Source organism: Acinetobacter baretiae, assembly GCF_015627105.1.
GTDB lineage: Bacteria > Pseudomonadota > Gammaproteobacteria > Pseudomonadales > Moraxellaceae > Acinetobacter > Acinetobacter baretiae.
In genome coordinates, this window is record NZ_VTDM01000027.1 from 1 (window position 1) to 19,098 (window position 19,098).

Genomic DNA, 19,098 nt, shown 5'->3' on the forward strand with positions numbered 1-19,098 from the left:
TTTTTTTTGCAGGCTCAAATGTTGGTTGACTAGAACTTATATCTACAACTAAACGTTCCCACATTTTCCCTAATTCACGCCCCCAATATTGACGATTTTGTCGTTTTAACTCAGGTGTTATGCCAAAAACATCCATGAGAACATCATGATCGTCATTTTCTTCATTATAAACTTTTGATTTAAAAGATAATTGATATGCTTTTAATATTGACTCTAAATCCATATTTATTCCATAAAAAACTCTGACAATGGAATATCTAAGGCAATAGAAACCTTATGAGCATTAACTAAAGTAATATTACGCTCACCCCTTTCAACACTACCGATATATGTGCGATGTAAACCACATAAAAGAGCTAATTCTTCTTGAGATAGCTTCCTTTCTAAGCGATAAAGTCGAACTTTTTTTCCGAAAAACAAAGAGATATCCATAAGTTATTAATGGATATCTCTTTTTATTTTTCTACAGACTATAAGTAGCAATTTATGTGCTAAATTAATGAACTAGTTTTAGATTTTCTAAAATTAACATAATACAGCTTATACGAAATTCTTGAAATTTTCCTATAATTATCAATATCTTAGTCAAATAAATTCCAGTACACTGTTTACTGAAATGGCTTTTTTATGATTATTCATGTTCCACGCCTATTCTTTTAGCAATGTTTCTCAATTTTAATTAGCTCCAGTGAATAATTAAAACCTAGATAATAGGAACCGAGCGATTGAGCATCATCAAAATTTCACTGTTGCTTTTTCCCTGATTACAATGCTTCCTTTTGTTTCATAATGAAAAAAACAGAGTATCCCAAAGGATGAGGATTTTGCTTTTAAAAAAGTATGAGCGAAGCGAATACATTGGGTAATTTTCTATAAGTTTTTCTTTTTTTAGTTTTTAAAGGTTTTTAAAGGTTTTTAAAGGTTTTTAGACCACCTTCAAAGCTATATACAGCAAGGCTTTATAGGTATTAAAGGGGAGGGATTGTCGGTGAAAGGGGAGGGATTGTCGGTGAAAGGGGAGGGATTGTCGGTGAAAGGGGAGGGATTGTCGGTGAAAGGGGAGAATTATAAAAAATTCCTTTTTAATAAAAAAAAGGAATGCTATAAATTATTTCCATATATAAAAGGGAGAGATTGTCGGGTGAGTAATGATCTAGTTGTTATGGATAATTCTATCGTAAAAGCATCCTATAATTTGAGTGTGAATGAACAACGCTTATTATTGTCAGCACTAGCACAAATACCTAAAAACCAACCAATCGACCCTAAACAAGCTTATTACATTACAAGAGATGATTTTATTAAATTGGGAGCTAATGCAGATCAAGCAACGAGAGATATTAGAAATGCCACTAAAGATTTAATGAAAAAAACTCTACTCATTGATACGAATGCAGGAGTATTAGAATTTCATTGGTTATCAGAAGTTTTACGTTTTGATAAAAATGCAGATGCTCGATTAAAATTAAAATATCCAAATCTAGAAGATTATAAAAACTATCTAAATGGATTAAGAAAATATAACTTATTAGAATCATTACCTTTTGGCAGGCATAGCGATGATATTGTGGCAAGAGTTGTTTTCGATAGTCGGATTCTGCCTTTACTCAGTGAGCTAAAAGATAATTTCACTCAGTTTTTACTTAATGATGTTTCAGGTTTTGGCAGTGTTTATAGCTTTCGTTTTTATCAAATGATGATGCAGTTTAAATCAACAGGCTACTGTAAAATAGGTCTAAATGACCTCCGTTATTCATTAGCTTTATTTGAAAAATATGAAGCAACTAAAGACTTAAGAAAGTGGGTTATTGAAACAGCAGTGAATGAAATTAATGAAAAAACGCCTTATAAAGTTAGTTATGAATTACTCAAAACAGGACGTAAATTTACACATTTAGAGTTAAAATTTAAGCAAAAATTATCACCTAAAAAAATAGAAGATAAACGAGATCAAAACACCATAGATATGTTCTGTAACTTAACAGACAGTCAAATTAAAACCTATAGCTCTATACTTTCTAAAGTTCATAGCATTTCAGATTTAGCGGGTAACAAAGACTATCCAGCATTTGGAATATGGATTGCTAATATTTTACGTGACCCAAAATCAGTACGAGAAGAAACAGCAAAACGTATATTCAAAACATTACGGACAGAAACAGATTTTAAAGGTTAAATAATTTCCGATCTCGATCTTCTGTTAAATATTCATTAAGTTCAGCCAATATTTTTTCTTTATTGGCTTCATTGGCATTCATCTTTTTAAGCAAGTAAGAACCGAGCAAAATTTTACGCCGAGTATCATCTTTACGTTCCTTTTCCTTTTCCTTCGTTTTTTCTCTTGCTTCGATAGCCTGTTTTTGGGCTTTTAACTGTTTCAGCTTCTCTAACTGTGCTTCAATTTTCTTTTCAATGTTTTCAGTTGATTTTGTCATAACGGTTAATTTAGTAATGTAGAAAATAACTCAAGCATAAAACCCTATTAATTGAAATTCAAGCGGGTAATATGCTATCGTATTTTTCATGAAATGCGCACTTACGACTTGGCTTCGCCTAAGTCAAAAGATGCGTAAGGGGATTCCCCTTAACCCCAAAAGCAAAAACAACTTAAGGTAACTGTATGGCAATTTATCATTGCTCAACCAAAACCGTAAACAGAAGTTCAGGACGTACAGCCGTTGCATCATCTGCCTATCGTGCAGGTGAAAAACTCAAAGATGAACGCACAGGATTGACCCATGACTTCACCCAAAAGAACGGTGTTGCTCATACAGAAATCATTTCTAAGCTCGATATTCAAATTGACCGTAATGAACTTTGGAACTTGGCAGAAAAAATAGAAAATCGTAAAGATGCTCGAACAGCTCGTGAATGGGTGATTGCTTTACCTAATGAATTAGATGCTGATCAGCGTAAGGACTTGGCAAAGGATTTTGCCAAGTCCTTAGTTAATCATTATGACGTGATTGCAGATTTAGCCATTCATGAACCCAGTAAAGGCGGTAATGATAAAAACCATCATGCCCATATTATGCTTACCACCCGAAAAGCAGAACTCGACCCTGATCACAAATTAACTTTGACCACAAAAGCTGATATTGAGTTAAGTAATGCCAAACGGAAAACCTTAGATATAGGAACAACCCAAGAGGAAATTAAATATATTCGAGAAATATGGGCGAACCTGGCTAACCGTGCGTTAGAACGATCAGGCAATCGAGAAAAAATAGATCATCGAAGCTATGCAGATCAGAACAACGGATTACAAGCCACCATTCACGAGGGAACATCGGTCACTCAACTGCGTAGACAGGGTATAGACACCCGTATTAGCCGTTATAACGACACGGTGAACCAATACAATGCCAAACAGCTCAATCAACAGCAACAACAAAAAGAGAATGTTTTACAGCAAGGATTAAACCGAGTGAATCAAGGTTTTGAGCAATGGCAAAAGAACCAAGAAAGCAAACGCCTAGAACAAGAACGAGAAGCTGAAATGAAGCGACAGCAAGAATTAGATCAGCAACGAGCGAACCAAGCTTTGCGTAAAGAATCTCAAAAACTAGATCGAGGCGGAATATCGTTATGAGTAACCAAAATGATTTGGATGATCAACTCTATATTCTATTGGCATCTATGAAAGAATATCGAAAAGCCATCGCAGACGATAACAAGCGATTAGAAGCATTTTACAACCAAGTAGCTAGTGGAGTGCTAGATACGGCTGAAAAGTCGCTACAAGAGACAAATAGACAGGCTATAGGCGCATTAAAAAACAGGATTCAAGAATTAGACCAAGCAACCTATCGATTGAATTGGCAATTTATTACGATCTATTCCAGTGCGTTTGTAGCTTTAGTGATGATATTTTTCTTAAGTATATTCTTATATGTGCCAAGTTTAGACGAAATTAAACAGCGTAGAGCTGATATTGCAGAACTTAATAAATACCCCATACAAATTAGACGCAGTGATGATGAAACACTGGTGAGAATTATGACGAAAAAGCCATGCTATTCCTTCCAACCGAGTAACGTAGAAAATAAAACCTATGATTGGTGTCAGATTGACCCTAAAAAATACTAGGTAATTGGTACTTTGCTCGGTTCTTACCATCACCAAATCAATGACAGCAGTCGCAAAGTTGCCCGACTTTGAAAGATAGCTTTAGTCATCTTTCAAAGCATTGAGCTGAAGTTTCGCATAAGAGATTTTATGTTAAATACATTTGATCAATGAGGGCTTCTTTTAGTCTCTAAATGTTGACTATGGGTAACATGGTGTTATCATCTTTTTCTATTTTCCTTATCTTGAGCTAAGAGTACGAATTAACTTCGGCTCCTCCATGAATTCTATGCAAACTGAACTATTCGCAAAGTCATCTTTTGAAATAGAGGCTAAACACACTACACACTCTGGTGGTAAGGGTGAATACTTACATGATTGGTATTCATATTTAGAAGGTTTTTCATCATCATTTGTTCATGAAATTTTAAAAACTTATGCCCCTGAGGCTGAAATTGTTCTAGAACCTTTTGCTGGAGTTGGAACGACTCCAGTGAATAGCTCTATTTTAGGTTGTACATCTTATTATTGTGAAATTAATCCAGTTTTAAGAAAAGTAGTTGCCATTAAGAAAAAAATTCTTAGCCTTTCCGATAGAAAAAAAGCAGAATTTTTAATAGATATCAGTATTTTATGTCGGGATTTAACTGATTATTTACAAAATGTAGCGCCATCTGAAGAACTAAGAAAAAAATATTACGACTGTTTTGATAGGAGCATTTTCTTTTCTCAAGATACTTTTGAGCAAGTACTTAAATTTAGATCCTTAGTGGATCAGATTACATTAAAAGATGAACTTTTAGCTGAAACTTTAGAAGTAGCAATCCTATCTTGCCTAGTAACTTGTTCCTTATTAAAAAGATCTGGAGATGTACGCTTTAAAACACCAAAAGAATTATCTAAAGGAGTGCCTTTACTACTTCCAACAGTATTAAAGCAATTAAATCTAATGATGGATGATTGTAGAAATTGTCCTCCAGCATTAGCTCCAATGAACTTATTGGCAAATAACTCAAAAGAAGTTTTAAATATTGAAAGTATCCAAGCTGATATTGTTATCACAAGCCCTCCTTACTTGAATGGCACGAATTATTTTCGAAATACAAAGCTAGAACTCTGGTTTATTGGTGAGCTTTTAAATAATAAGAGTCTTCGTGTTTTTAGAGATCAGGTTGTGACATCTGGAATCAATGATGTTACTAAAGATAAAGGTAAAGATATTTTACCTTTAGTATATGATTTATATGCTGAATTACTAGAAAAAGCCTATGATGCTAGAATTGCTAAAATGATGTCAGCATATTTTTATGAAATGAAAATAGTGCTAGAAGGATTACATCACCATACGAAACCCAATGGTGTTGTATGTATTGATATTGGAGATAGTGTCTATGCAAATGTATATATCCCTACTCACACGGTTTTGACGGAAATTGCTAAAGATTTAGGCTTTTCTTTATATGAAGAAATTTTATTAAGAAAAAGATATTCCAATGGTGGAGCTGAGTTAGGCCAGTATTTATTGGTATTTAAAAAAATGGATAGTAACAAAAAATGAAATCAGCCAAACTCGCTAAAATTTTGGAAAATTGGGATAGATTTAAAACAAAGTTTCCTCATATGGATGAACCATTCTCAAAACGAAATTGGGGATCCGATTTACACTCGGTTTGTTCTTATCAAGGAAAAATGAAGCCAGCTTTGGCTCATCATCTGATTGATACTTTCTCAGTTGAGGGCGATATAGTCTTAGATCCATTTAGTGGATCAGGAACTATTCCATTCGAAGCTGCTATAAATGGTCGTTCTGCTTTTGGGTTAGATATTGGTGTGCTAGCAACTTCTCTTTCGAATGCGAAGTTAAAGAAGCATAATAAAGATGAAGTACTTAAAATTATTGAGATGTTGGATGACTTTATTCGCAATAATAAACCACAAGATAAAAGTATATCTGATTCAAAAGAGGTAGCTTTTAATAAGACTATTCCAGAATACTTCCATGAAGATACCTTTGAGGAAGTTCTCTTGGCGAGAGAATTTTTTCTTAAACATAATGATCCAGAATCAGAAAATTGGTCTCTAGTTTTCGCATGTATGCTGCATATTTTACATGGGAATAGACCTTATGCTTTAAGTCGTAATAGTCATCCTATTACTCCTTATGCACCTACGGGTGAGTTTATATATAAGAATGTAATTGAAAAGTTAACAAATAAAGTTAATAAATCGTTAGAAGCTCAAGAGATATTAAATTTAAGACCGTCTAAATGCTTTTTAGCAGATATCCTTAGTGAATGGCCTGAAGAAATTCAAAACGTCGATGCAATTATTACATCTCCACCTTTCTTCGATAGTACGAAATTCTATATGACAAACTGGATGAGGTATTGGTTTTGTGGATGGAACAAACAAGATTTTCAAGAAAATCCTAAGTCTTTTGTAGAAGTAATGCAGAAAAAGAATTTTGATGTTTATGATTTTATATTTAAAAAAAGTTATGAACGTTTAGTAGCTAATGGTATTGCAGTCTTTCACTTAGGTCATAGTGATAAATGTGATATGGCCAAATCATTAATTCCTTTTGCTGAAAAATACTTCGATATTCTTGATGTTTTTACAGAGTCCGTTGAGCATTGTGAAAAACATGGTATTAAAGATAAAGGTAGTGTTAAAGGACACCAATACTTAGTCTTAATGAAAAAATAAATTGGTTTATACGAAAGGCCATAATTTATTGGAAATTATAGCCTTTCTTAAAATATTTAGGCTCGACTTCTGTAACGCTTGAGAAGATCTATTTTTTTACCAATTTCTGTTTTATTCAATGTCTTTTGTAGAGCTTTTAATAATAAATCGGAAGTTAGTTTTCCATCGCGTATTTTTTGCAATTCTGGTCTTTGGCAGAAAGAATTAAATAACCAATCTAAATTTGCAATTAGAGACTCTACTGCATTCAAGTTTGGACTTGGACTTTGAAGTTCATTAAGTGAAAGTCCTATTATTTTTGATAATTCAACAAGTTTTTCGGGTGAATAAAATTCAGATGGTGCTCTATCTCTTTTTTGTGAATTACATGAACCACAAAGACATGTAGCTGTCTCATCTAATGGCCATAACAAAGCTAGAGGGCGTGTATGGTCTAGATGCATGTCCTTTGCAGACTCAAGCTCAATTGAGCAATTAAAACACTTCTTCCCGAACTTTAACCATATGTCATCAGTTAGTTCACGACCATTGAACTTCTCTCTATACATAAGTTGTGGGCTTTTATCAAAGATAGCTGTTAGGAGTAACTCAAAAGCTCTTCTTCTTGCACCGTCTTCTTTCATTTGGGCAGCGGTACGTTGTGGATTATGTGCAGCATTAACTTCATATTTCTTACAGAATCTACATTCGAGTTGGTAACCGTACTCTAATTGTATTGTTTGGTCTGTTTCGATATTTTTTAATCTACCAAAACCACCATGCGAGCAAGGTCGTCTATGCTCAGCAACACAATGATTCGAAAAGCTTAAATGATGTCTTTCATTATTAATATTTATAGGAAGGAAACGTGCACAACGATTGCATGATTTTAAGTGAATATATGTGTTAGAGGATTTATTTAAGTCAAAGCTTAATTCGATGCTGACATCACCTTCTATTGAATAGAAATTAGATTCTGGTGCAAATTGGTACATATTTTTCAATAATACAGGCTTTTCTACTTTGGCCCATTCTAAATGTTTATGTTCTACAACACCACATCCAACTTCGTAAAGTGCAAGATATGCATTTTCGATAGCTGTAAATCTAACTTGGGTATCTTCAACATTGGTATAAGTATTTGGAGTTGCCATTGAACCAAACTTTGACCAATTATTATCTTCTGGTTGAGTATGAAGCTCCTTATTAAATCCACCTTTAAAAACTTCAACTTTGACTTTATCGTTGCATGAATACCATCCACCAAATGCAACTATATCCCCAGAATTATGATTTGGGATTTGGAATGTTATAAGAATACTTTCCCCTTTAGGAATTAAAATACTTTCAACATCTTCTATTTTGAGCTCCCCCCCAGTTGAATCAGGATGGCTTTTAAATCCAGAGGTTCTAGTTGTTGTTCTTCTTCGACCAGAGAACTGAGTTTTACCTGGAAGTTTATTTCCTAAATATTCTGTAACCATTACATACCATCAAAGAGCTGAGATAAATTTTTATCTAAAGCTTTTGCAATGGAATTTAGAGCTTTTAAAGAGATGTTCCTTTTTCCTGTTTCAACGCCACTAACATAAGTCCGATCCAGACATGCTTTATCTGCTAAAGCTTCCTGAGATAGTCCATAATCTTTTCTGGTAGTTTTAAGGTGATTACCAAAAGTTTTGAGGAGTTCTTCTTCCATTGCAGAAGCTGTCCAATGTTTCACTTAGCCTTATAATAGTTTTTGTAGACTATGAGTCCACGTACTATGAGTCACATTTATATGTATAATTATTTTTCAAAACAAATTTATCAATAGATAGATAAGATCTATCTATTGATAAATATATATTTTTAAATATTACGGTAAAGCTCTAATAAATTATATTTTTCACCAAAATCAGTTTTATCTAATGCACTTTGTAGTGAGTTAAGAAAAATTTCAGCTGTAATTTTACCATCTCTATTTTTTTGTAAATCCTCATTAAAGCAGAACTCTGATATTAACCAATCTAGATTATCGATTATTGATTGTGCAGCTTCCAAATTAACTACTGAAAGATTTAATTCAACAACAGATAACCCCGTAATTTTAGACAATTCTTCCAATTCCTCTGGAAGATAATATTCTGAAGGGGTTTTATTACTTTTTTGAGAATTACAAGTCTTGCATAAGCAAGTGGCTGTTTCATCTAATGGCCATAATAATGATAAAGGCCTAGTATGATCCAAATTCATTTTTTTAGGATCATTTAACTCAGTGTCACACTTAAAGCATCTTTTATTAAATTTAATCCAAATATCTGTCGCTAAACTCTTAGATTTTTTGTTATAACTTAATAAAGGATTTTTTTTATGTAATTCAGATAATAATGATTCTATTGCACGTCTTTTAGTCGCATCCTCTCTTAATTGATCAAGAGTGCGTTGCTTATTAAGAGGAATATTAACAAATAGCTTTTTACAGATTCTACATTCAAGTTGAAACCCATGAGTCAGCTGCAGAATATCTTCAAATTCCTCATGCTTCAACGTTTTAAATCGTCGATGGTTAGAAAAGCTTAAATGGCTTTTTTCATTATTGATATTTATCGGTAAAAAACGTGCACAACGGTTACAGGATTTCAAATATAAATTAGTTTTATTATCTGATTTTTGAATTCCATGATTATGAAAAACAATGTCGCCTTTTGTTTGGTAGAAATTCGTTTCTGGGGCATATGTATGAATGTTATCTAATTGATCTTTAACATCAGGATCATTTTTAACCTTTTCAATTTTATCATGGTGAACTGTACCACAATCTATATTATAAAAAGCTATATTAGTATTTTCTAATGCAATGAAAATTATCGAAGTGGTTAGAACATTACTTGTCGTACTAGAAACTCCCATAGAACCAAACTTTGACCAACTTGAAGGTTGATGAATTATTAATATAGTATCTTTGAATCCTCCCCTTTGCTGTTTTATATCCATGGTTTTATCACAAAAAAACCATCCTCCAAATCCAACAAAATTTCCAATATTGTGAGGTGGTATTAAAAAATCAATTTTAATGGACTGATCTTTAGTAAGGAAAAAAGTATCCACTCTTTCTATTTTATAATTTCTGCCAGTGCTACCCGGATGAGTGTTATAACCAGATGTTTTCGTGGACTGTCTTCGTTTTGTTGATGAAATATCAGTCATTACATACCTTTAAAGAGCTGAGATAAATTTTTATCTAAAGCTTTTGCAATGGAATTTAGAGCTTTTAAAGAGATGTTCCTTTTTCCTGTTTCAACGCCACTAACATAAGTTCGATCCAGATATGCTTTATCTGCTAAAGATATTCTGAGATAGTCTATAATCTTTTCTGATAGTTTTAAGGTGATTACCAAAAGTTTTGAGGAGTTCTTCTTCCATTGCAGAAGCTGTCCAATGTTTCACTTAGCCTTATAATAATTTTTGTAGACTATGAGTCCACGTACTATGAGTCACATTTGGTGGAAATAAGGCTATCTTCTTTTTATCAACAATGATTTAGAAATTTAAATACATATTTAGTTCTTATAATTTTATTAAGATTTCCTACAATTAACATAATACTGATTATGCGAATTTTTTAAATAACTTGTAATTTGAAAAACTAAGGCCACTTTGTGGCCTTTTTAGGTCGCATTAATGGAGTTAAGATACATAGTCTTTTTATGAGTGGCGAGAATCTGCTACGTCATAAACAGCGTTTTTTTCACGTTTTCCAACAGCAATTATTAAAACCACGACTTCATCATCAATGACTTGATAAACTAACCGATAGCCAATACTACGTAACTTAATTTTATAGCGGCTATGGTGACCTGAGAGCTTATTTTTCGGAATCTTTGGAGCTTCTAGAACCTTTTCCAACTTCTTTTTAAGTTGTTGCTGAATGCTTGGATTTAGCTTTTTCCATTCAGCTAAAGCCTGTTCTAAAAACTCTAGTTTATAAGTCATTTAGATCTACTTGAATACGTTTTTGACTCAAGCGAGAATCGGCTATTTTGTTGAGTTCAATGTCATCCAGCTGTTCAAGCATATTTTCATATAACTCAGCAGGAATACAATAAAAAGCAGGTGTATTACGGTTCAGAATAGCAACAGCTTCACCTTGACCAGATAATATCGTATCCATCGGACTTTTCTTTAGCTCGGTAATACTAGCAGTCATTCGAGCATGAATAATTTGTGTCATTTATACCTCTAAAAAACTCTTTAAAGTATTAATAATAGCACTTTTAAAAACATCTTTTAAATGTATTTCAGTCATTTTTTAGAAAAAATCTGCCAAAGAAACCTCTCTTCTTTTTTTCTACTTCGATATGTTCAGGTACTAAAATATTAGAATTATTTTTTAGTTGCTCTGCTTTCGTCTCTGATTCTTCTGATTGAGACTTCACTATAGTATTAGGTTCATTTTTTTGATCAGAAAATGTAGTCTTATTGGCTTTCGGTGCTTCTAACAAGCGCTGCATGGCTTCAATTTGTTCCTGATAAAAAGCCTCACGTTCTACAGATTGATTTTCTCTAAGAATTGATTGATTTAGCTGCTTTTCAAGCATGTCAACTTGACGTTTTAATATGTCAACTTCTGTCAACTCATTACTGTCAATTGATTGACTCTGCTTGACAATTTTTTCTTGTTTATTAGGCTCACCAAATACTCTCAATGCTTCGGAGAAATCGATCAAACCATCAGGGCCTTTTGATAAATTTCCTTTATTTATATGAGCATATATAGCCTGTCTAGAAAATCCATATAGCTTGGCTAATTCTGAAACTGATAGTTTTTTCATAGTGTAAACTAGCTGTCAACTTGTGTTTATACTTTACTGTTAAGTTGACAATGTCAAATAACATATTTTATTGAAAACCAACTTTTTTAAGTAAAGGTTTTAACTCCTTTAATTTCACAGGATTTTTTAACATCACTACAATTCTCATAGCAAACTCATCATAGCTTTCATTTCCTTCCGAATACTTTGACATTTCTGGTAGCTTTGAAAGTTTATTAGAAAAAAATTTAATCTGTGCATCTGATAATTTTAAAGCATGTTTTTTCTGTTCGTGTAATAAGTTATTTTCGGCATGCTTTTGTTCAAAAGAAAATGTAAAACCCGAAATAGAACGTCCTTGTTTATGTTGTTCATATTTTGCTGTTATATCAGTTAGACCGTTGACTTGCTTAAGAGCAAAGTCCAAAACGTATGTTTTAAAATTACTCATAGTTTTATACTGATGAGCTTCAACCCCAAGTTGTTGCCTGAAATTTAGTAAATCAAATACAGGTGTTTTACCGCTAGCTCTCCATTGAATTAATAATTCATACAGGCGAATTGCATATGAGCTAGTTAATCTAGAAACTTGCTGCAACTCATATTTAGTAAAGTTTTCTTCTAATCTTGTGATTAAAGGAACAATATCTTGAGTAAATCTTAAGAAAACAATTCCAGAATTTTGTTCATATCCAATTTTATCTACCCAACGGCAGTGGAAACTACGATCTTTACCAGTCTTAGGATTGACATCATGATATGTGACATAACGATCAAATAAACTTTTAACTGTTTCGCGAAGTACGCTATAAGCAGTATGTTTCTCAACATGAAACGTATTGATGTAACTACTTGCATGTACTTCTAACAGACTGTTCTCAGTAATACCATGGCCAGTTTCTCTTGCTTCAGCAATTGCTAATAGAATTAAACGTTGTTCCACTATATCTAAAGTATAACTAGCTTGAATCAATGCATTATCTTTTACTACTAATTCAGCCATTTTTAATAATTAATTTACAAATGATTAGATTGTAGCTTAACCTAATTAAGCTAGGTTGTAAATCAAACTAGTTTAAAGGTCGATAGACCTAGTTTAATGGGTCGATAGACCTAGTTTAATGGGTCGATAGACCTAGTTTAATGGGTCGATAGACCTAGTTTAATAGAGCTTGAAAGCCTTGCTATTCATGGTTTATAGCCTGTCTAAAAGCTATTAAAAGCTATTAAAATCATTAAAAGCCTTTTTTTTATTTTTTTAACTTCGTTTTTTATAAAAAATCTGTATTCAACATAGTTCATATCAACATGAATTCAAAGATAGCTTTTATCACTGAATTTGAGTTTTAAAGTAAAACTATATTTCAAGATAGCGTTAATTAAGCTTTTAAAGCCCTCTAAAGACCTTATTCCTGTTTTTATATGTATATCTATGTATTTTTAGTTTTCATTGCTTAGAACGCAAATGAGAGCATTTTGAGCATACTGTTTAAGTACTTTTATTTTATGAGTAGATTTTTTATAAAAAACCATTATTGATCACCAAACCAAGCTTAATTTTTCCAAAAAAAATGCCCAACCAAAAGATCGGTTGAGCATATAAAACTAAAATCGCTAGGGGGTGAGTCAAATCACTTCACTGGATTCAGTATCCTTGATGAATACAGTTTTAAAAAAGACTTTATATGTCTAAATAAAATACAAAATGGAAAGTGACCAATTTGTATTTAATGTGATTAAAGACCTGTTTTTAATCCATTTAAGCTTATTTTTTAGTCAATACTTGCCTATTTTTACACCATAAAACTCACAGGTCATCATGATTAATTAATAAACATTCAAGTATTTTTTATCGACCAATTGAATTGTTTTTTATTAAATGATCGAACTTTTAACTCATTTTTGAGCAGACCCTTATTCAAGTTTTGGCACATCATGATCTGGATCACGAACGATTTTAGGTTTCGGTTTATTGTCTTGTACTGATGGGAAATCTTGTGCGATGACCTCATTTTTAATGTCCCTCTCTTTGTATTTAACTTCCTGAGAAAAGCTTTCTTGTCTTAGCATATCTTCAGTCTTTATGAAGCAGCCTCGTAAAGTCTCGATTTTCTGATTGAGCGTGATATGTTGTGGATGTAACTTCAACTGTCTTTGATACAAATACTGTTCTGCAATTGCACAAAGCTGAATACTGGTTGGAACGTGATAACGAGCCTGCTCAAAAATCTGCTTAGGCCTAAAATTTTGTAAAACCTCAATCTGTAAATCTAAAAAAGCTTCATGGGCATCGTTGACAATCAATTGTTTCACCAGGCCGTACAAAGGTGTCTTTTCATTGATGTTTGATGATAAATTGACAAACTGTTGTTTAGCATTAGATGATCTGTGACTTTTCCAGTTCTGATAATTCTGTTGATAGACTTGTTGTTCAGCAAGTGTCGGTGCATGTTCAATGTCCTGTTCAAAACTTTGCTTCATTAATTCAACACGTTGTTCCTCCTTATGTTTGAGTACATTCAAATGCTCTTCTAAGTGCTCATTTTGACGATTTTCATAGGTGGTGTTGTTTCGGGGAGTATATGAACCATATTCTGAGGCTTTCTGGTGCTGCAGTAATTTTATTTTGACACGTTTTTCAAGCTCAGCATGTTCATGAGGAAAAAAATTCTTATATTGACTGAATAGCTGAAACTCTTTTTTTAAAGCTTCAACTTTTAACTGTTCATCTTGAATCACTTTAATTGCCCGATGATGGGCTACTCTTTCTTGATCTGTTTGTATTCGTATTGCCTTCAGTTGATTTTCATAAGCCTGCTGCATGTCTTGTATAAATTGCTCATATTGTTCTTTTATGGCATCGACCTGTGATTCTACATCTTCATAAATGATAGATTTAACGCGCTCAAGATAATCTATCTGGCTCTCAAATAAGGGTTTTGTCGGAAGCGGTGTATTTCTAGATGTTGGCTGAATATCAAATGCTTGATTAAGCGGTGTGGGTGCTTGAATCTGAGAGTAAAATTTCTGAATCGTTGTATGCTTGGCTTTTGAACCAATAATTCCTCGTCTTAAGCCAAAATCTTGATCATGTTGAGTGATTGCTTGATGATAATCGGTTTGTAAGTGAGAAAGTTTTGTTCTTCCTCCTAACCAGTGTCGAGCATTGAGTTTATTGGTCACAGGATCTAATGGAACAATATAAGCCACCAGATGCGGTGTTGTTTCATCTCGATGAATACTGGTTGCAATCACATTATCTGCACCAAATTTTTCAATCAGCCATGCTTTAGATTTCTCAAACAACTCAGTTTCTTTTTTTGGATCACTCCATCCATCCCATTCGGGAGATGCTGTCATTAACGTTTCAATGCACAGCACACCATTCTTACGCACTTTTTTAGGGATACGATCCTTAATACCACGTAACACTTCATTTTCTGAGAGATGAGAATGCTCATTTCGAGGTGTAGCTTTAGGATTGGCATTGGGTGTTGATCGAGTACGATAATTATGAGAAAGAGAACCTGAGATTTCACCAAAAGACTTTAACTTTTTCGTTCTAAAAATCAAAAAACTCATAGATCCCTCCAACATACAAAAAAAGTATCGAAGAGATCACCATAACAGGCCGCTAGATCTTTGAGGGCCCCCAAAAGAGTACTCACTACACAATTTAAAAAAACACAGTTTATTTAAATTATTCCATGAGTAAGGGGAAATTCCCCTTAACCCCTAAAAGCGCACGATAGCCAAGAAAGCTGTAAACACAAATATTTAAAAAAGTTAATATAATCAAATGGATAAAATAAATATAGAAATAAGGAGAATTTATAAACCAACCACGTAAACAACATCAAAATGGACATTGTTACATCATTTTTCAGAGTTGTTTCTTCATATTTATCGAATTGTTTCAGCATAAATTTCAACTGTTACATCATAAACCCTGCTTTGTTTCTTCATTTTAAGTAGTTATTACATCATTTTAATAAAAAAAAGGTGCTGAAATTGAGATCAGCACCTTAATTGTTTGAGACTTTATTTAATGGGGACTTTTTAAATCTTCCAACATGGCTTGACGCAGAATTTTATTCATACGTGTTTGATAGCCTTTGCCTTGTGCTTTTAACCATGCAAGCACATCTGCATCAAGGCGAACAGAAATCTGTTGCTTTACTGGATGATAAAACTGACCATGACGAATCGCATGACTCCAGTCTGTAATTTCAGGGAGATCTGACAAATCTAATTGTTCATCAGGCACATTACCTTTGGCAAGCAAGCGTTGAATTTCAGCATCTTGCTTGTCACTGAAATTTTCATTCAGTTCTTTGTGTATATATCTAACCATGCTCATATTGATGTCGCTCCGCTTTGGTGACTTGCCTAACTCGGGGGGAAGTATCGTCCAAACCAGATAACAGCCGTTTTACTTTCTTTGATTTACTTATGTGTTATGCAACCCGAATTCTATTTAATAAAAAACATAAACTTCTGTTTTATATAATTTTTTTATTATATGATTTCCTATCTATTTCTGTCACTTCTATACAAATTTGTATAGAGATTTCTTCTCTTTTAGTAGTAGTAATTTCTTGTTCTACAGTTTTTAATAAAGTTCTACTTAAATAATCTTTCTCCTCGTCATTTCTTCCGCTTAGGATATATAGAATTATATGTAGATATGCTTCTTCTTTTGAGTCTAATCCTATCACCACATCATAATTGCATTGTCCACGTGATTTTATCTCTTCAGATGTTGCAAATAGCCCTGTTGAGAATAATGCTTTATTCATATTGAGTAACAATTCTTTTACTTTTAGGTCTTTAATATTTTCTGAATAATTAGCGATTAGATGTGGCATATATTAAAACTCTTTTTTGTTAATGGTTTTTAAAGTCTTGTAACATTGCATCACGCAGTATTTTATTCATACGTGTTTGATAGCCCTTTCCTTGAGCCTTTAACCACTGCATAACATCTGAATCTATACGTATAGTTGTTACTTGTTTCGTTGGTTTGTAGAAAGGATTTTTAACAGCATTTTTCCAAAAGTTTTCATCCAATTTTGGAATATCTGAACAATCTATCTCACTGTCTGGACGTTTTGCTAAAGCCTCAAGTCGTACCTTTTGTTCTTCAGACAACATAGGTGGATTATTCAAATCCATTTTGGAAGTAACGATTTTGCTCATACTGTTTCCTCTCTTTTTTCTCTGCTTGTCGTGCTGAAATAATGCGGATATGATCCATTCCATTATGGTCTTGTACAGTATGAGCTACCAATAAGACAGCTTGTCCGTGTACTAAACCTATCGCCTGCCAACGATACTCACCATTTTCAAAGCGATCTTGTTTGTATACGGCATGAGCATCATAAAAAACCAATGTTGCGTCCTCAAAAGCTACGCCATGTTTTTTCAGGTTTGTTTCTGCTTTATGCTCATCCCATGAAAATTCAATTTTCATCGTTGTATCGCTTTTTGTTCATATAAAAATGTTAATACAAAATTGTAAATTTAGCAAAATTTAGTCCATTTTTACTGGCAAAAAGTTTCAATTTAGCTCAAAAAAGAGCCGACATGTTTCCAAGTCGGCTTTTGTTTTAGTTTTTGCATTATATAAAATTCTTAAACCACTGATAAACAAAATCTTTCTTAAAGACACTTCGCATAAATCCCCATTATGTTAAACGGAGATTTTACTACCGAATTAAGCTTTCTATCCAACCTTTAAAATTCGGATTAGAATTTTGAGCATCACTTATAATTTCTGAAACTGGTCTAGAAATAGACTTAGAGTTTTGTTTTGCAAAATTTAGAAAAATATTATTAACTTTTGAAGTGTCCTCAGGATATTCAATAGATTCTAATGGCCCATGGTTTTGGGCTAATAGCCAAAGGTAGTCGTTAAAATCTTTTGCTACAACTCCAATTTCCCCTTCTGATCCTAAGAATACGATTGGTTGATCTAGTATCTCTTTATCTAGATTAACCATCCAAAAAGCAGCATACCCACCAGTACCATCTTGCCCAAAGATAAATAATGAAGCCGCATCTGCTTGATTATTCCCAGTCCAAGCTTTTAACCATTGGCTTACTTCATTTTTTGACATAAAATTTTGATAAGGCTCAAAATCAATGCCATCCCCATCCCCATCCCCATCCCCATAATCAAAATCTAGTTGATGTAATTTATTGAGTAGCTTGGGAAATTGAGTCATAAGTTCTCTCGCATAGACATTTTAATTGGTGAATAATACCCGAAATTCGTATAAGAGATTTTATGTTAAATGAATCTTTTATGTAGAATGCACAAATCTTTTGAATAAAGTAGACATAGCATTGATTAATACGATTCTTAATGGTGACTGTAAAGTTGAGTTAGCTAAATTGCCTGAAAACTACATTTCAGCTTGTATTACAGATCCACCCTATAATTATGAATTTATTGGTCATAAGTGGGATCAAGACGAAATTCAGCGCAGAAAAGATAAAGTTAAAGAGAATAGTTCTACTTTGGTTAAAAATATTCCATATGGTAGTGGTTTATCTGGTGGAGTTAGAAATCCTCGTTGGTATAAAAAAAATAGAGATAATATTCTTGAGTATCAAAAGTGGTGTTTTGATTGGGCTGTTGAGCTTTATAGAGTATGTAAACCAGGAGCAACTGTAGTTGTATTCAATAGCACTAGAACAATTGCTCATGTGCAGGTGGCATTAGAAGATGCAGGTTTTTATGCTAGAGACATGCTTGTATATAGAAGATCTAGCGGGATTCCAAAGGGAATCAATATGGAGAAAAAATTAGAAAAAGAAGGATATGAAGATCCTAGCCAATGGAAGGGTTGGCATAGTTGTTTGAGAAGTGAATGGGAAGCTATATGTGTCCTTCAAAAACCACTAGAAAATAATTATTTACAGACTTTAAGTAAATATGAAACGGGGTTATTTTATGCCGAAATGGAAGATGGTGGTTTTCAGTCTAATATTTTAGAGAATATTAAGAGAGATAAACTAGCCGATTACAATTTTCATTCAACCGTTAAATCTTTAGATTTAATGGAAAGATTAGTAAAAATTTTTGCACCAAGGACTAAGAATTCTATTGTATTAGATCCTTTTGCTGGGTCTGGTACAACTTTGGTAGCGGCTAAGAAGATGGGTATTAATTACTTAGGAATTGAGATAGAACCGAATTATATCGAAATTGCAGAAAAAAGATTAATAGATTTAGCCTAGATTAGGCTAAATCTATTTTTATTATTTTCTAAATATTCTTTGAGATCAAAACCAGTTTGTTCTTTAACGAATTCAAAGCTTTGATTTCCAGTTAGAACAAGCCAACCCCCTTTAGTACAAGCTGTAATTGCCGCAGAGAGGTTATCTTCTCTTAATAGTAAAATTAAGGGTTGATAACCTTGCTCCTTTAGCATTGCACCATACTGTTTAAACTTTTTAAGTGTTCCCGAGTCACCAGATCCTATTCTATATTTGGCATCAATAGCATATCCATCAAGAATTAGGTCATAAGGTTCATCATCACCAT

General features: G+C 33.1%; 24 protein-coding genes. 6 read left to right on the top strand and 18 right to left on the bottom strand.

Going from position 1 to position 19,098, the window contains the following annotated elements; translation table 11 throughout:
• A partial coding sequence (locus I2F17_RS10410; RefSeq protein ID WP_211139841.1) for a hypothetical protein occupies positions 1 to 223 on the bottom strand: 223 nt, incomplete at its 3' end.
• Between the two features lie 2 nt (positions 224 to 225).
• Positions 226 to 432 (bottom strand): helix-turn-helix domain-containing protein, encoded by a 207-nt coding sequence (locus I2F17_RS10415; RefSeq protein ID WP_211139842.1) that lies wholly within the window; start codon positions 430 to 432, stop codon positions 226 to 228.
• Between the two features lie 619 nt (positions 433 to 1,051).
• Between I2F17_RS10415 and I2F17_RS10420 the strand changes: the two genes are divergently transcribed.
• Positions 1,052 to 2,176, top strand: coding sequence for a RepB family plasmid replication initiator protein (locus I2F17_RS10420; RefSeq protein ID WP_328705930.1), 1,125 nt, complete (start codon positions 1,052 to 1,054; stop codon positions 2,174 to 2,176).
• Here I2F17_RS10420 and I2F17_RS10425 read toward each other — a convergent pair.
• Positions 2,166 to 2,435: a mobilization protein gene (locus I2F17_RS10425; RefSeq protein ID WP_211139843.1), complete on the bottom strand. Its 270-nt coding sequence runs from the start codon at positions 2,433 to 2,435 to the stop codon at positions 2,166 to 2,168. The two genes, I2F17_RS10420 and I2F17_RS10425, sit on opposite strands and share 11 nt — an antisense overlap.
• A 185-nt stretch (positions 2,436 to 2,620) precedes the next feature.
• On the opposite strand from I2F17_RS10425, the gene mobQ reads away from it, so the two are divergent.
• The 4 genes from mobQ (at position 2,621) to I2F17_RS10445 (ending at position 6,774) form a co-directional block, all read left to right on the top strand.
• The gene (gene mobQ / locus I2F17_RS10430) at positions 2,621 to 3,592 is read left to right on the top strand and encodes a MobQ family relaxase (RefSeq protein ID WP_211139844.1); all 972 of its coding nucleotides are present in this window, start codon (positions 2,621 to 2,623) and stop codon (positions 3,590 to 3,592) included.
• Entirely contained in the window at positions 3,589 to 4,089 is a 501-nt protein-coding gene (locus tag I2F17_RS10435; protein WP_211139845.1) for a hypothetical protein, read from the top strand. Before mobQ ends, I2F17_RS10435 begins: the two co-directional genes overlap by 4 nt.
• 259 nt (positions 4,090 to 4,348) lie before the next feature.
• A complete protein-coding gene (locus tag I2F17_RS10440) occupies positions 4,349 to 5,626 on the top strand; it encodes a hypothetical protein (protein ID WP_211139846.1) in 1,278 nt (425 codons plus the stop codon).
• Positions 5,623 to 6,774 carry a DNA methyltransferase gene (locus I2F17_RS10445; protein WP_211139847.1) on the top strand — a complete coding sequence of 384 codons (1,152 nt, stop codon included), beginning with the start codon at positions 5,623 to 5,625 and terminating at the stop codon, positions 6,772 to 6,774. Before I2F17_RS10440 ends, I2F17_RS10445 begins: the two co-directional genes overlap by 4 nt.
• Positions 6,775 to 6,830: 56 nt before the next feature.
• Here the strand turns inward: I2F17_RS10445 and I2F17_RS10450 are convergent, their stop codons facing one another.
• From I2F17_RS10450 to I2F17_RS10515, 14 genes are all read right to left on the bottom strand, one after another.
• Positions 6,831 to 8,237: a hypothetical protein gene (locus tag I2F17_RS10450; RefSeq protein ID WP_211139848.1), complete on the bottom strand. Its 1,407-nt coding sequence runs from the start codon at positions 8,235 to 8,237 to the stop codon at positions 6,831 to 6,833.
• Complete coding sequence (locus I2F17_RS10455) at positions 8,237 to 8,452, bottom strand: helix-turn-helix domain-containing protein (protein WP_211139849.1); 216 nt, start codon at positions 8,450 to 8,452, stop codon at positions 8,237 to 8,239. Before I2F17_RS10455 ends, I2F17_RS10450 begins: the two co-directional genes overlap by 1 nt.
• A 152-nt stretch (positions 8,453 to 8,604) precedes the next feature.
• Positions 8,605 to 9,942, bottom strand: coding sequence for a hypothetical protein (locus I2F17_RS10460; RefSeq protein WP_211139850.1), 1,338 nt, complete (start codon positions 9,940 to 9,942; stop codon positions 8,605 to 8,607).
• Positions 9,942 to 10,133 carry a helix-turn-helix domain-containing protein gene (locus tag I2F17_RS12765; RefSeq protein ID WP_211139852.1) on the bottom strand — a complete coding sequence of 64 codons (192 nt, stop codon included), beginning with the start codon at positions 10,131 to 10,133 and terminating at the stop codon, positions 9,942 to 9,944. Before I2F17_RS12765 ends, I2F17_RS10460 begins: the two co-directional genes overlap by 1 nt.
• A 307-nt stretch (positions 10,134 to 10,440) precedes the next feature.
• On the bottom strand, positions 10,441 to 10,728 hold the full coding sequence (locus I2F17_RS10470) for a type II toxin-antitoxin system RelE family toxin (protein ID WP_196423936.1): 288 nt from the start codon (positions 10,726 to 10,728) through the stop codon (positions 10,441 to 10,443).
• The gene (locus I2F17_RS10475; protein ID WP_196423944.1) at positions 10,718 to 10,966 is read right to left on the bottom strand and encodes a type II toxin-antitoxin system Phd/YefM family antitoxin; all 249 of its coding nucleotides are present in this window, start codon (positions 10,964 to 10,966) and stop codon (positions 10,718 to 10,720) included. Before I2F17_RS10475 ends, I2F17_RS10470 begins: the two co-directional genes overlap by 11 nt.
• Positions 10,967 to 11,033: 67 nt before the next feature.
• The gene (locus I2F17_RS10480) at positions 11,034 to 11,567 is read right to left on the bottom strand and encodes a plasmid replication DNA-binding protein (protein WP_211139854.1); all 534 of its coding nucleotides are present in this window, start codon (positions 11,565 to 11,567) and stop codon (positions 11,034 to 11,036) included.
• Between the two features lie 67 nt (positions 11,568 to 11,634).
• Entirely contained in the window at positions 11,635 to 12,549 is a 915-nt protein-coding gene (repM, locus tag I2F17_RS10485) for a replication initiation protein RepM (RefSeq protein ID WP_211139855.1), read from the bottom strand.
• 911 nt (positions 12,550 to 13,460) lie between these two features.
• Positions 13,461 to 15,128 (bottom strand): MobV family relaxase, encoded by a 1,668-nt coding sequence (gene mobV, locus I2F17_RS10490; protein ID WP_211139856.1) that lies wholly within the window; start codon positions 15,126 to 15,128, stop codon positions 13,461 to 13,463.
• 463 nt (positions 15,129 to 15,591) lie between these two features.
• Positions 15,592 to 15,906, bottom strand: a complete 315-nt coding sequence (locus tag I2F17_RS10495; protein ID WP_211139858.1) for a BrnA antitoxin family protein — start codon at positions 15,904 to 15,906, stop codon at positions 15,592 to 15,594.
• Between the two features lie 142 nt (positions 15,907 to 16,048).
• The gene (locus tag I2F17_RS10500; protein ID WP_211139860.1) at positions 16,049 to 16,414 is read right to left on the bottom strand and encodes a 5-carboxymethyl-2-hydroxymuconate Delta-isomerase; all 366 of its coding nucleotides are present in this window, start codon (positions 16,412 to 16,414) and stop codon (positions 16,049 to 16,051) included.
• 19 nt (positions 16,415 to 16,433) lie between these two features.
• A complete protein-coding gene (locus I2F17_RS10505) occupies positions 16,434 to 16,745 on the bottom strand; it encodes a BrnA antitoxin family protein (protein ID WP_211139862.1) in 312 nt (103 codons plus the stop codon).
• Positions 16,708 to 17,019: a BrnT family toxin gene (locus I2F17_RS10510; protein WP_211139863.1), complete on the bottom strand. Its 312-nt coding sequence runs from the start codon at positions 17,017 to 17,019 to the stop codon at positions 16,708 to 16,710. The genes I2F17_RS10505 and I2F17_RS10510 overlap by 38 nt, the downstream gene beginning before the upstream one ends.
• A gap of 235 nt (positions 17,020 to 17,254) precedes the next feature.
• Entirely contained in the window at positions 17,255 to 17,773 is a 519-nt protein-coding gene (locus I2F17_RS10515) for an SMI1/KNR4 family protein (protein ID WP_211139865.1), read from the bottom strand.
• A 100-nt stretch (positions 17,774 to 17,873) separates the two neighbouring features.
• Here I2F17_RS10515 and I2F17_RS10520 point away from each other — a divergent pair, with 100 nt between their 5' ends.
• The gene (locus tag I2F17_RS10520; RefSeq protein ID WP_211139867.1) at positions 17,874 to 18,791 is read left to right on the top strand and encodes a DNA-methyltransferase; all 918 of its coding nucleotides are present in this window, start codon (positions 17,874 to 17,876) and stop codon (positions 18,789 to 18,791) included.
• Here I2F17_RS10520 and I2F17_RS10525 read toward each other — a convergent pair.
• Positions 18,788 to 19,098: hypothetical protein (locus I2F17_RS10525; RefSeq protein WP_211139869.1), on the bottom strand; the 311-nt coding region annotated here is incomplete at its 5' end. The genes I2F17_RS10520 and I2F17_RS10525 overlap by 4 nt on opposite strands.